Here is a 13,955-nt window from a genome sequence, read left to right on the forward strand (position 1 = left end):
AGAAGCGTTAGCGTCATCCGACTTCAAAATGGCTAGTCCCACAAATCCCGGGCCGGGTCCAGCACCGGGCGAGTAATCCCCGCGCGGATGGTGAAATCACCGAAGCCTTCGTCTGCTTCGCGCTCTTTTGACCAACGCCCAACCAGTTCATCAATAGATGCCAGAATTTCTGGCTCAGTGATGTTCTCACGGTACATACGCGGAATCCGCGTACCGATACGGTTACCGCCAATGTGCAGGTTGTAGCGCCCAGGTGCTTTGCCCACCAGGCCGATTTCAGCCAACAGCGCACGGCCACAACCGTTCGGGCAGCCGGTAACACGCGTGACGATGTGTTCATCCGGCACGTTGTGTTTTTCCAGCACTTCTTCAACTTTAGTCACAAACTGCGGCAGGAAGCGTTCAGCTTCGGCCATTGCCAGCGGGCAAGTCGGGAAGGAAACGCAGGCCATCGAGTTTTCACGCTGTGGTTTCACCGCGTTCATCAGGCCGCTTTCTTTGGCGATCTTCTCGATCGCTGCTTTATCACTTGCTGGCACACCCGCCACGATCAAGTTCTGGTTTGCCGTCAGGCGGAAATCGCCTTTGTGGATCCTGGCGATCTCCATCAAGCCAGTTTTCAGTGGGCGCCCCGGGTAATCCAGGATGCGGCCATTTTCGATAAACAGCGTCAGGTGCCATTTGTCGTCGATGCCTTTTACCCAACCAATACGATCGCCACGCCCGGTAAATTCGTACGGGCGCGTCGGCTCGAATGTAATACCCGCACGGCGTTCAACTTCCGCTTTAAACACGTCAACACCAACGCGCTCAAGGGTGTATTTGGTCTTGGCATTTTTACGGTCAGTACGGTTGCCCCAGTCGCGTTGCGTGGTGACAACAGCTTCCGCCACCGCCAGTGTGTGCTCAAGCGGAATGTAGCCGAACTCGCTCGCGGTACGGGCGTAAGTCGCTTTGTTACCGTGTTCGATAGACAAGCCACCCCCCACCAGCAGGTTAAAGCCCACCAGCTTGCCGTCTTTCGCAATGGCGATGAAGTTCATGTCATTGGCATGAAGATCGACATCGTTCTGCGGTGGCACCACGACCGTGGTTTTAAACTTACGCGGCAGATAGGTAGCACCGAGGATCGGCTCTTCGTCGGTCGTCGCGACTTTCTCTTGATCCCACCAGATCTCTGCATATGCGCGAGTACGTGGCAGCAAATGTTCAGAGAGCTTCTTCGCCCATTCGTAGGCTTCCTGGTGCAGTTCAGACTCCACCGGGTTCGAGGTACACAACACGTTGCGGTTCACGTCGTTGGCGGTTGCCAGTGCGTCCAGCCCAACTTCATGCAGCATCTCATGTGCCGGTTTCACGTTCTTTTTCAGAATGCCGTGGAACTGGAAAGTCTGGCGGTTGGTCAGGCGAATGCTGCCGTAGATGGTTTTGTCTTCGGCAAACTTATCAATCGCACGCCATTGCTCGGTGGTAATAATCCCCCCCGGCAGACGGCAACGCAGCATCATCGCGTGACGCGGCTCGAGCTTTTGCTCCGCACGTTCAGCACGAATGTCACGGTCATCCTGCTGATACATTCCGTGGAAGCGGATCAGCAAAAAGTTGTCGCCGCGGAAGCCGCCGGTCAGACCATCCTGTAAATCTTCCTGGATAGTGCCACGCAGAAAGTTACTTTCGCGTTTCAGGCGCTCAGCATCAGTTAACTTGCCTTCGACCACTAATGGTCCTGGGTGTTTTTCGCTCATTAGTAGACATCTCGCTGATAACGGCGCTCAACGCGCAGCTCACTTAAAAATTCATCTGCCGTTTCGGTATCCATGCCACCGAACTCAGCTACCACTTCCAGTAATGCCTGCTCAACGTCTTTTGCCATGCGATTTGCATCGCCGCAGACGTAAATGTGGGCACCTTCATTAATCCAGTTCCACAGTTCCGCGCCTTTTTCGCGCAGTTTATCTTGTACGTATATTTTATGTTCCTGGTCACGCGACCAGGCGAGATCAATGTTGGTTAGCAGGCCGTCTTTGACGTAACGCTGCCATTCAACCTGATACAAGAAATCATCAGTAAAGTGCGGGTTGCCGAAGAACAACCAGTTTTTACCACCTGCGCCGTCGTTTTCACGCTGTTGCATGAACGAACGGAACGGGGCAATACCAGTGCCTGGGCCAATCATAATCACCGGGGTTTCCGGGTTAGCTGGCAGTCGGAAGTTATCGTTGTGCTCGATGAACACGCGTACTTCGCCATCTTCTTCAAGGCGATCAGCCAGGAAACCAGAAGCGCCTCCGGTACGGGCCCGGCCTTCAATGTCGTAACGCACTACGCCAACGGTAATGTGCACTTCGTTTTCAGCTTCGGCCTGAGATGATGCAATGGAGTACAGACGTGGCGTCAATGGGCGCAGCAATTCAAGCAACTGCTCAGCGGTTAATTCTGCTGGCGCGTAACGCACCATATCGACAATCGGCGTGTTATGAGCAAAGTGTTGCAGCTTAGCTTTATCACCCGCCAAATCCAGCAGCGCTGCATTGCGGGTAATCTGCGCGTATTTCTCAACAATGTTTGCCGTGTTAATCGTCAGCTCGAAATGCCACTCCAGCGCTTCAGTAAGCCGCAGCGTTTTACCGTCAACAGTGACGCTTTCATCGCCTTTTAGCCACAGCAGTTCAACCAGCTCTTTCACCAGTGCAGGATCGTTTTGATACCAGACACCGAGTGCATCACCTGGCTGGTAACGCAGACCTGAATCACCCAAATCGATTTCGAAATGGCGCACATCTTTTTCAGAGTCACGACCGGTGATTTTCTGATTAACCGCAAGCGTTGCGGTCAGCGGCGCTTCTTTGGTGTACGGGCTTGATAATACTTCGTTGACCACGCCCGTTGCGGTGACCGCTGCTTGGGCAGGCGTTTCTGCTGGCACACGAGATTTCAGGACGTCGACAATTTTTGCACGCCACTCACTGGCTGCTGGCTGGAACTCTACGTCACAATCCACGCGGTCCAACAGGCGCTCACCACCGAGTTCCGCAAGTTTGTTATCAAAGTCTTTACCTGACTGGCAAAAGAATTCGTAGGACGTGTCGCCCAGGCTGAATACGGCAAATGCAGTGCCAGGCAGTTTTGGTGCTTTTTTCGAAAACAGGAATTTGTGCAACGCCACCGCTTCTTCAGGCGGTTCGCCCTCACCTTGCGTTGAAGTCACGACAACCAGCAGTTTTTCCTGGGCAATTTGTTTGAATTTATAGTCGCCCGCGTTAACCAGGTTAACGTTCAGTTTTGCTGCCAGTAAATCGTCACGCAGTTGTTCGCTCACGCGACGCGCATTACCGGTTTGCGATGCAGAAATCAGGGTAATAACCGGAACGTCTGCTGCTGGTGGCTGAGCCGTGGTAACAGCACCCGGTTGTTGATTAATCATCCCCCAGAAATAGCCGGATAACCAGGCCAGTTGCGTCTGCGAGAAATCGGTTGTCGCCGCCTGAAGGCGTGCCAGTTGCTCCGGGGTAAGCGGCAGCAAAGCGGTCGGTGGGGCCTGAGTTGTCATGCTTGATTGGGTTCCAGTAGCAAAAGGTCCGTTTTCATCATTCAACGGTAAAAAGCATTCATGGTGTAAGGTTAACCATCAGGATAATAACAATTAAAGAAGGGATAGAAATATCAAATAACCAAAATGACTAACCGCTTTTACGGGTAATCCATAACGTTAAAAGTGGTTAATTAATCCTTTGATTTATATCAATTTAAATTAGTAAACATGACTAAATAGAACCTTTAACCAATGATGATAGTTTTAGTTAATGCTTAAAATAGTGGATTCCGGTACTATGCGGCGGTTTTTCGTCCTATTGAGATAGTAATAATGACCACCACTCTGTTTAAAGATTTTACCTTCGAAGCCGCTCACCACCTGCCGCATGTGCCAGAAGGCCACAAGTGCGGTCGCCTGCATGGCCACTCCTTTATGGTGCGTCTGGAAATCACTGGCGAGGTTGATCCTTATACCGGCTGGATCATGGATTTTTCTGAGCTGAAGGCGGCATTTAAACCGACTTATGACAGGCTGGATCATTATTATCTGAATGATATTCCTGGGCTTGAGAACCCAACCAGCGAAGTGCTGGCAAAATGGATTTGGGATGAGATGAAGCCGATTGTCCCACTGCTCAGTTCAGTGATGGTAAAAGAAACCTGTACCGCCGGTTGCGTGTATAAGGGCTAAAAGAAAGGCACCCAAGGGTGCCTTTCTTGTTTTAAGCGATATTTAAATACTTATGTGTCTGCATCGAAAGTCGCCAGTTGCGGGCAATGCACGTTTCAATACACAGGCGCGTCGCATCTTCTTTCTGGCTGATTGGCTGTAGTGCGATAATGCGCTTTTTATCATCTATCAGCGTCGCTAACAGTTCATCCAGCGCTTCAATATCACGCATACGCCCTACCGGATGTTTAATCTCATCGGCACGTTCTAACGCCTGAGATAACACATCATAACCCCCGCGCATATTCACTTTAGGCGAAACGGTAACCCAGGTTCCCGCGGTGCAGCGCACTTCGTGCGTGCCGCTGGTTTCAATCTGGCAGCTATAGCCGTGGTGCTCAAAGAGCGAGGTCAGTGGCGTGAGATCGTGAATACAAGGTTCGCCACCGGTAATCACTACATGGCGGGCGGTATAGTCCTGGCGTTGGAAAATCGCCAGCAGATCTTCGGCACTGGCATTGCCCCATTTATCGCTTTCTTTGGTTTTAGCCAGAATGCTGAACAAAGAGACTTCACGATCCGCGAGTTTATCCCAGGTGTGTTTGGTATCGCACCACGCGCAACCCACTGGGCAGCCTTGTAGGCGAATAAAAATGGCGGGCACACCAGTAAAATAGCCCTCCCCTTGCAGGGTCTGGAACATCTCGTTAATCGGATACTGCATAGTCTTCTCAGATAATAGGTGTAAAGAGTAATTATCGCAGAAGTGACGGCTGAGATCATGCGTAACGCGGCTGCTGCGGCATATGTTCCATAATCATCCCTTAAAAAATACCTGATAATGCCTATAAAACATGGTTATCATCACAACAATCCCCCTTGTTTTGCCTCTATGCCACACGGCTTGATCATCGTCATGTTCCCATTCGCCAGACACTTTTAGCATCGCTCCAGCCATTTTTCTGATGGGCTCACAGGTGCAGTATGCCTGGCGCCACGTTAATTATGATTCTGGAGTGACCCATGGATTTAAAACAGTATCTTCAAGAACTAAAAAAAGTAGTCAACATCGACTGTGGAACAGCAACTATTGATGGCGTAGAAGAAGTCAGCAGAATTATTCAGCACTGGTATCAGAACGAGAATTGGCAATGCGACAGAGTCTCACTCGGTGAAAAAGTTGGGCCAGGGTTATTCGCAACCAACAAACCCAATGCTGATCGGTATGACGTGCTGCTCGTCGGACATATGGATACCGTATTCCCTGTCGGAACTGTAGCTGAGCGCCCTTTCCGCATTGAAGGAAACCGTGCATATGGCCCTGGCGTATCCGATATGAAAAGCGGACTGTTGAATATTCTCTGGGCGTTGCGCGAAATGGATAAGGCGACTCTGGAGCGGTTATCTATAGCCGTGGCGATGAACCCGGATGAAGAAACCGGCTCCGCTCACTCCCATCACTGGATTTGCGAACTGGCAAAACGTAGCCGGTATGTATTGGTGTGTGAAGCCGCCAGGGCTGATGGTTCGCTGGTGAAAGCACGCAAAGGCATTGCAGGTTATAAACTCACATTTAAGGGTGTGGCGTCACATGCGGGCAATGATCCGGAATCTGGTCGCTCTGCTATAAAAGCTCTGGCGCGCGCCGTTCTGGAAATCAGTGACCTGGCAGATATGTCAAAAGGCACCACTATCAACGTCGGTGTGATTTCTGGCGGTGTCGTGGCGAATATCGTACCGGAACACGCGGAGATGATTGTCGATGTCCGCTTCCAGGACAACGATGAATATGCGCGAGTCCATGCTGCAATCCAGGCTTATAGCCAGCGGGAATTCGAGCGCGAAGTGAAAACCGCTGTTAAACAGCAAGCGCATAAACCAGCCATGTCACCAACCGCAGATACTGAAAAGTTAATGCAACTTGTTGAACAGGCCGGTGTTGCCGAAGGCATCGACGTGCGCTGGAAATCTGTGGGTGGTGGTTCCGATGCTAATCACACCGCCGCATTAGGTGTCCCGTCGCTTGATGGGTTTGGCCCGATCGGCGCAGGTTTCCACAGTACGTCAGAATATCTGGAGATAGACAGCATCGAGCCTAGAATTCGGCTGCTTAAACGCGTGATTCAGTCGCTATAAAATCAAATGGCCGGGGAAACCCGGCCATATTCAGTTTACCCGGCAACGCTTACTTCTTCGTTTTAAAATCAATCACCATACGGCCTTTGATTTTACCCTCTTCCATTTCCTTGAAGATCGCATTGATATCTTCAAGCGGGCGCATCGTCACTTTCGGCACAACTTTGCCTTCGGCTGCAAACTGGAAGGCTTCAGCCAGATCCATGCGAGTTCCAACTAATGAACCAACTACTTCGATGCCATCAAGCACCAGACGCGGAATGTTGAGACTCATGGACTCTGAAGGCAGCCCAACGGCAACAATGCGAGCACCGGCACGAACCGCATCTACCGCCGAGTTGAACGCCGCTTTTGCTACGGCGGTGACTACAGCCGCATGTGCGCCACCTACTTTTTCCTGAATAACTTTTGCCGCATCTTCATTGCGCGAATTGATGACTAAATCAGCCCCGCATTCTTTGGCAAAATCGAGTTGTGCATCATTCACGTCGATAGCGATAACTTTGGCATTAAACACATTCTTTGCATATTGCAGTGCGAGGTTACCAAGGCCACCCAGGCCGTAAATAGCAATCCACTGCCCGGGTTGGATATGCGAAACTTTCACCGCTTTGTACGTTGTCACGCCCGCACAAGTCACGCTGCTGGCTGCGGCAGATTCGAGGCCATCGGGTACTTTTACCGCATAGTCAGCAACAACGATGCACTCTTCGGCCATACCGCCATCTGCGGTATACCCTGCGTTTGTTACGCTACGACACAGCGTTTCGTTACCGGTATTACAGTATTCGCAATTTCCGCATCCACGGAAGAACCAGGCGACACTTGCGCGGTCCCCCACTTTTAGCGAAGTAACACCTGGGCCGATAGATTTCACTACCCCGATACCTTCGTGACCCAACGTAATGCCAGTCACATCACCAAAGTCTCCATTTTTCACATGCAAATCGGTGTGACAAACACCGCAACACTCCATCGTCAGTAATGCCTCGCCGTACTCAAGCGGGCGTATGGGCTTATCTATGATGCCGACAGAGTGGTCTTTGTTAACAACTGCAGCTTTCATGACGGTCTCCTGACCTGTGAGTGAAATAACCCACTAATCCTGGTCGAGAGCACAGGCAACCGCAAACTGCATTCCCGGTTTATGCGAGGGTGACTCTGGTTTGGCGAATAAAGGGCACAAAAAAACCCGCCGAAGCGGGTTTTTTAATCAGAATTTAAAGCAGTAACGAATTACTGACCTTTAACTTCTTTCAGACCGTTGAACGGAGCTGGTGTGCCCGCAGCAGCCAAAGCTTCTTCGATACGAATCAGCTGGTTGTACTTAGCAACACGGTCAGAACGGCTCATAGAACCAGTTTTGATCTGGCCTGCAGCAGTACCAACAGCCAGGTCAGCGATGGTAGCGTCTTCAGTTTCGCCTGAACGGTGAGAGATAACTGCAGTGTAGCCAGCATCTTTCGCCATTTTGATCGCAGCCAGAGTTTCGGTCAGAGAACCGATCTGGTTGAATTTGATCAGAATGGAGTTAGCGATACCGTTGTCGATACCTCTTTTCAGGATTTTGGTGTTAGTAACGAACAGGTCGTCACCAACCAGCTGAAGTTTGTCGCCCATAACTTTAGTCTGGTATGCGAAACCATCCCAATCAGACTCGTCCAGACCGTCTTCGATAGAAACGATTGGGTACTGTTTAGTCAGGTCTTCCAGGAAGTGGGTGAATTCTTCAGAGGTGAAAGCTTTGTTGCCTTCGCCAGCCAGAACGTATTTACCGTCTTTGTAGAATTCAGAAGCAGCACAGTCCATAGCCAGAGTAACGTCTTTACCCAGCTCGTAGCCTGCAGCTTTAACCGCTTCAGCGATTACAGCCAGTGCTTCAGCGTTGGAACCCAGGTTTGGCGCATAGCCACCTTCGTCACCAACAGCAGTACCCATACCTTTAGATTTCAGAACCTTAGCCAGGGTGTGGAACACTTCAGAACCCATACGGATGGCTTCTTTCAGAGTTTTAGCACCAACTGGTTGAATCATGAACTCTTGGATATCAACGTTGTTGTCTGCGTGCTCGCCACCGTTGATGATGTTCATCATTGGCAGAGGCATAGAGAACTTGCCTGGGGTGCCGTTCAGTTCAGCGATGTGTGCGTACAGCGGCAGGCCTTTAGAGGCAGCAGCAGCTTTAGCAGCAGCAAGAGAAACAGCCAGGATTGCGTTAGCGCCGAAGTTGGATTTGTTTTCGGTACCGTCCAGGTCGATCATGATCTTATCGATGTTAGCCTGGTCTTTCGCATCTTTACCAATTACAGCCGCAGCGATCGGGCCGTTAACTGCAGCAACGGCTTTCAGAACGCCTTTGCCCAGGAAGCGAGATTTGTCGCCATCGCGCAGTTCCAGCGCTTCGCGGGAACCAGTTGAAGCACCTGATGGTGCAGCAGCCATACCTACGAAACCGCCTTCCAGATGAACTTCAGCTTCAACAGTCGGGTTACCACGGGAGTCGATGATTTCACGACCGATGACTTTAACGATTTTGGACATTAGATTTTCCTCAGTACAAGTTAAACTAAAACTCCAGACAAACAACGCGCGAAACATTCGCGCGTTGTCGTTCTAACTTTCTGCTTACTTCGCCTGACGCTTCTGGTACTCACCGGCAGCTTTCACAAAGCCTGCGAACAGTGGGTGCCCATCACGCGGAGTAGAAGTAAATTCCGGGTGGAACTGGCAAGCAACAAACCAAGGATGATTTGGCACTTCGATGATTTCTACCAGTTGGTCATCACCGGAACGGCCCGCAACGCGCAGACCTGCTGTTTCAATTTGCTTCAACAACATGTTGTTGACTTCATAACGATGGCGATGGCGCTCAGTAATGGTCGGCTCACCGTACATCTGGCGCACCAGACTACCATCGGTCAACTGACACTGCTGGCCACCAAGACGCATGGTGCCGCCTAAGTCGCTCTTTTCAGTACGGACTTCAACGTTACCTTCTTCGTCACGCCACTCGGTGATTAAGGCGACCACCGGGTATTTACAGTCTGGCACAAATTCAGTTGAGTTGGCGTTAGCCATGCCTGCAACGTTCCGTGCGAACTCAATCAGCGCAACCTGCATACCTAAGCAAATGCCCAGATATGGAACGTTCTGCTCACGAGCATAGCGCGCGGTGGCGATTTTGCCTTCCACACCACGGTAACCGAAACCGCCTGGGATAAGGATAGCATCCAATCCCTTCAGCACTTCTTCAGCACCGCGAGTTTCAACATCCTGCGAGTCAATCAGCTTGATGTTAACGGTAAGACGGTTTTTCAAACCACCGTGTTTCAGCGCTTCAATCACAGATTTGTAGGCATCTGGCAGTTCAATGTACTTGCCGACCATACCAATCGTGACTTCGCTTGTCGGATTCGCTTCTTCATAAATAACTTGTTCCCATTCGGACAAGTTAGCTTCAGGAACGTTCAAGCTGAATCGTTTACAAATATAATCGTCCAGCCCCTGTGATTTCAACAGGCCTGGAATTTTATAGATGGAATCAACGTCTTTTAGAGAAATAACCGCTTTCTCCGGCACGTTACAGAACAATGCAATTTTTGCACGTTCGTTTGCCGGAACAACGCGGTCTGAACGGCAAATCAGCACATCTGGCTGAATACCGATAGAAAGCAGTTCTTTTACGGAGTGTTGGGTCGGTTTAGTTTTCACTTCACCGGCAGCAGCCAAATATGGCACCAGAGTCAGGTGCATATACAGCGTGTGCTCACGACCCACTTCTACCGCCATCTGACGAATCGCTTCGAGGAACGGCAGGGATTCGATATCACCTACAGTACCGCCGATTTCAACCAGCACGACATCGTAGCCTTCGCCACCTTCAAGGATGCGTTCTTTGATAGCATTCGTAATATGCGGAATAACCTGGACGGTCGCGCCCAGATAGTCGCCACGGCGCTCTTTACGCAGAACTTCTGAGTAAATACGGCCAGTGGTGAAGTTGTTACGACGCGTCATTTTGTTGCGAATGAAACGCTCGTAGTGACCTAAATCCAGGTCGGTTTCAGCGCCGTCTTCTGTAACGAACACTTCCCCATGTTGAATAGGGCTCATGGTACCCGGATCGACGTTGATATACGGATCGAGTTTCATGATGGATACGTTGAGGCCACGGGCTTCGAGAATAGCTGCGAGGGAGGCTGCGGCAATGCCTTTACCCAGAGAGGAAACGACCCCGCCGGTCACAAAAATATAGTTCGTTGTCATGCTGAACCTGAGAAGTTAGGTTTAAAGACGATGGGAGTACCAGGACGGGAAAGTAGTATACCCGAACAGTATCGGCGCCACAAACTTTCATTCTGTCTGCTAAGCCCTGACCTCGCACTTTGTCAGGGCACTGAAAATAGCCCGTCTGGTAGAAATGTTTTTGACTCAAATCAAGAGCTTGTTAAATCGAAATGGCCATAAAAAGCGCTTGACCACAAAAACGTGTTAGATATCAGTTTCCTGGCGTTTAACTTCTTGCCAGACTTCTTCCATGATTTCCAGGTCAACTCCGGTCATTGTCAGGCCTCTGGCGGCAATAATCTCTTCCACCTGGCGGAAACGGCGCTCGAATTTGATATTGGCTTTCTGTAAAGCTGTCTCGGCTTTGGTCCCTAAATGGCGTGCAAGATTGACGGTCGCGAACAATAAATCACCGACTTCTTCTTCCAGTTTGGCTTCATCAACGACGACCTGTTTAGCTTCAAACATCACTTCGTCGATCTCCTCATAGACTTTGTCTAAAACCGGGCCAAGGGTGGTCCAGTCGAAACCAACCGTTGAGCAACGTTTCTGGATTTTATGCGCACGCATTAACGCAGGCAACGCGTGAGGAATATCATCGAGTGCGGAATGTTGTGCTTTTTCAGCACGCTCATCACTTTTGATTTGTTCCCAACGCTCCAGCACTTCGGTGCTGTTTCCTGCGGTACCGTCTGCAAAAATATGCGGGTGACGGCGTTCGAGTTTATCGCTGATGGCTTTACAGATATCGTCGAAATTAAAGCGCCCTTCTTCCTGCGCCATTTGTGCGTAAAAGACGACCTGGAATAGCAAGTCACCCAGCTCACCGCGCAAATCATCAAAATCTTCGCGGTTGATGGCGTCAAGCACTTCGTAAGTTTCTTCGAGCGTATAGGGTGCGATGGTGGCGAAGGTTTGCTCTTTGTCCCACGGACAGCCAGTTTCCGGGTCGCGCAAGCGCTTCATGATGCCCAGAAGGCGATCTATTTGGTTCATTTCAATTCCTTGCAATACAAAATTTAAAGGCGGGATTGCTCCCGCCCTTTTGTCACAAACGTCTAACCGTGCAATCGCTTCGCATCGATAATATCCGGCACCTGGTTCAATTTACCTAGCACGCGGCCCAGCACTTGCAGGTTGTAGATTTCGATATTCATGTCGATGGTCGCCAGTTGCTGTTTGGTGTCGCTGCGGCTCGCAACGCCCAATACGTTCACTTTTTCATTCGCCAGAATAGTGGTGATATCGCGCAGCAATCCGCTGCGATCGTTGGCGGTAACGCGCACCACCAGCGAATAACCGCTGGAGTAGCTTTCGCCCCACACTGCATCAACAATGCGTTCTGGCGCGTGGGATTGCAGCTCCGCAAGCTGGTCGCAGTCTGCGCGGTGAATCGAAATACCGCGGCCCTGGGTGATAAAACCGACAATCTCATCACCAGGAATCGGCTGGCAGCAACGCGCAATGTGGTGCATCAGATTGCCAACACCTTCAACCACTACGCGGCCATTATCTTTGCTGCGCGATTGCGGTGTGTGAGTCTTCTGCTTCAGTTGGCGAAGCGCTTGTTCATCCTGCTCAGCTGCGGTCGGCTTGTTAAACTGCGCTTGCAAGTAGTTACTCATCTGATTAAGACGAATATCACCGCCACCAATTGCCGCCAGTAACTCTTCGATATCGTTGAAGTTATAACGTGGCAGTAATGATTTCTCGGCCTCTTTCAGGCTGATACCCAGATGTTCAATTTCATCATCAAGGATCTGCCGCCCGGCGAGAATATTTTTGTCGCGATCTTGTTTACGGAACCAGTTGTGGATTTTCGCCCGCCCGCGGCTCGTCGTGATATAGCCCAGGTTTGGGTTTAACCAATCACGGCTTGGGTTAGGCTGCTTCTGGGTAATTACTTCAATTTGGTCGCCCATTTGCAACTGGTAGGTAAACGGCACAATGCGCCCGCCGATTTTCGCACCGATACAACGGTGCCCCACATCACTGTGAATGTGGTAAGCAAAATCAAGCGGCGTGGAGCCTGCCGGTAAATCCACCACATCGCCTTTTGGCGTAAACACATACACGCGGTCATCAAATACCTGGCTGCGCACTTCATCCAGCAGTTCGCCGGAATCCGCCATTTCTTCTTGCCAGGCTATCAGTTTACGCAGCCACGCAATGCGATCTTCATGGCCTGAACTGCCGCTTTTGGCATTACCCTCTTTATACTTCCAGTGGGCAGCAACACCCAGCTCCGAATCTTCATGCATCTGCTTGGTTCGGATCTGGATTTCAATGGTCTTGCCGTTTGGCCCCAACACCACCGTATGAATCGACTGATAACCGTTAGGTTTCGGGTTGGCGACGTAGTCATCGAACTCGTCAGGCATATGGCGATAATGGGTGTGCACTATACCGAGTGCTGCGTAGCAATCCTGCAAACGTTCAGCCACCACGCGCACGGCACGCACATCGAACAGCTCATCAAAGGCGAGGGATTTCTTCTGCATCTTGCGCCAGATGCTGTAGATATGTTTAGGGCGGCCATAAACTTCAGCCTTAACACCCTCTTCTTTCATCGCTTTACGCAGTGCGCTGACAAAATCGTCGATGTAATGCTCACGGTCGATACGACGCTCATGCAGCAATTTCGCGATTCGTTTGTATTCATCAGGATGCAGGTAGCGGAAGCAGTAGTCTTCCAGCTCCCATTTGAGTTGGCCAATGCCGAGACGGTTAGCGAGCGGTGCATAAATATTGGTGCACTCTTTTGCCGCCAGAACGCGTTCGTCCTCCGGTGCGTCTTTGACTTCGCGCAAATGAGCAATTCGCTCCGCCAGTTTAATGACCACGCAGCGGAAATCGTCCACCATTGCCAATAGCATGCGACGAACGTTATCGACCTGCTCAGCAGAAACTGAATCCGTATGAGCGGCTTTCAGTTGGCGAATCGCAGCCATATCGCGCACGCCGTGAATCAGCGTCACAACCTGATTATCAATGCTTTCGCGCATCACTTCTTCGGTGACCACGCCCGCATCGGCAAGAGGGAACAGAAGCGCGGCTCGCAGCGTGTCGTTGTCCATGCTCAGCATCGACAGGATTTCCACCATCTCGACGCCGCGCCACAACAGCAATTCTGCGTCAGGACGGCCTTTGGTCTGTTGCTCGCAATACCGCCAGGTTTCGGCTAAGCGTTCACATGACTGCTGGTTGGTGATCCCGAGGCTCGCAATCCATCTATCGGGCGCAAATTCGCCAGCTTTATTGAGATGTGCACTTCTTACCGCAACCATTGTCCGTCCTCTTCGGTGGGGTACTAAAATCAAGTCGCTCG

At 50.9% G+C, this 13,955-nt stretch carries 10 protein-coding genes; 2 read left to right on the forward strand and 8 right to left on the reverse strand.

Going from position 1 to position 13,955, the window contains the following annotated elements:
• Positions 1 to 32: 32 nt before the first annotated feature.
• Both cysI and cysJ read right to left on the reverse strand, forming a co-directional pair.
• Entirely contained in the window at positions 33 to 1,745 is a 1,713-nt protein-coding gene (gene cysI, locus EDF88_RS09800) for an assimilatory sulfite reductase (NADPH) hemoprotein subunit (RefSeq protein WP_134184427.1), read from the reverse strand.
• Positions 1,745 to 3,550 carry an NADPH-dependent assimilatory sulfite reductase flavoprotein subunit gene (gene cysJ / locus EDF88_RS09805; RefSeq protein ID WP_134184429.1) on the reverse strand — a complete coding sequence of 602 codons (1,806 nt, stop codon included), beginning with the start codon at positions 3,548 to 3,550 and terminating at the stop codon, positions 1,745 to 1,747. The genes cysI and cysJ overlap by 1 nt, the downstream gene beginning before the upstream one ends.
• A 312-nt stretch (positions 3,551 to 3,862) precedes the next feature.
• On the opposite strand from cysJ, the gene queD reads away from it, so the two are divergent.
• Positions 3,863 to 4,225 carry a 6-carboxytetrahydropterin synthase QueD gene (gene queD / locus EDF88_RS09810; RefSeq protein ID WP_208326137.1) on the forward strand — a complete coding sequence of 121 codons (363 nt, stop codon included), beginning with the start codon at positions 3,863 to 3,865 and terminating at the stop codon, positions 4,223 to 4,225.
• 31 nt (positions 4,226 to 4,256) lie between these two features.
• On the opposite strand, the gene queE is transcribed toward queD, so the two are convergent.
• Complete coding sequence (gene queE / locus EDF88_RS09815; protein ID WP_064513343.1) at positions 4,257 to 4,928, reverse strand: 7-carboxy-7-deazaguanine synthase QueE; 672 nt, start codon at positions 4,926 to 4,928, stop codon at positions 4,257 to 4,259.
• A 299-nt stretch (positions 4,929 to 5,227) separates the two neighbouring features.
• On the opposite strand from queE, the gene EDF88_RS09820 reads away from it, so the two are divergent.
• Positions 5,228 to 6,340 carry a M20 family metallopeptidase gene (locus tag EDF88_RS09820; protein ID WP_134184431.1) on the forward strand — a complete coding sequence of 371 codons (1,113 nt, stop codon included), beginning with the start codon at positions 5,228 to 5,230 and terminating at the stop codon, positions 6,338 to 6,340.
• 49 nt (positions 6,341 to 6,389) lie between these two features.
• Here EDF88_RS09820 and adhP read toward each other — a convergent pair whose 3' ends face one another.
• From adhP to relA, 5 genes are all read right to left on the reverse strand, one after another.
• Entirely contained in the window at positions 6,390 to 7,406 is a 1,017-nt protein-coding gene (gene adhP, locus EDF88_RS09825; protein ID WP_134184433.1) for an alcohol dehydrogenase AdhP, read from the reverse strand.
• A 170-nt stretch (positions 7,407 to 7,576) separates the two neighbouring features.
• The gene (gene eno / locus EDF88_RS09830) at positions 7,577 to 8,881 is read right to left on the reverse strand and encodes a phosphopyruvate hydratase (RefSeq protein ID WP_034497984.1); all 1,305 of its coding nucleotides are present in this window, start codon (positions 8,879 to 8,881) and stop codon (positions 7,577 to 7,579) included.
• 84 nt (positions 8,882 to 8,965) lie between these two features.
• Positions 8,966 to 10,606 carry a CTP synthase (glutamine hydrolyzing) gene (gene pyrG, locus EDF88_RS09835; RefSeq protein WP_134184435.1) on the reverse strand — a complete coding sequence of 547 codons (1,641 nt, stop codon included), beginning with the start codon at positions 10,604 to 10,606 and terminating at the stop codon, positions 8,966 to 8,968.
• A gap of 225 nt (positions 10,607 to 10,831) precedes the next feature.
• A complete protein-coding gene (gene mazG, locus EDF88_RS09840; protein ID WP_134184437.1) occupies positions 10,832 to 11,623 on the reverse strand; it encodes a nucleoside triphosphate pyrophosphohydrolase in 792 nt (263 codons plus the stop codon).
• Between the two features lie 62 nt (positions 11,624 to 11,685).
• Positions 11,686 to 13,914: a GTP diphosphokinase gene (gene relA / locus EDF88_RS09845; protein ID WP_134184439.1), complete on the reverse strand. Its 2,229-nt coding sequence runs from the start codon at positions 13,912 to 13,914 to the stop codon at positions 11,686 to 11,688.
• Positions 13,915 to 13,955: the final 41 nt, after the last annotated feature.

The organism is Buttiauxella sp. BIGb0552, assembly GCF_004366275.1.
Lineage (GTDB): Bacteria > Pseudomonadota > Gammaproteobacteria > Enterobacterales > Enterobacteriaceae > Buttiauxella > Buttiauxella gaviniae.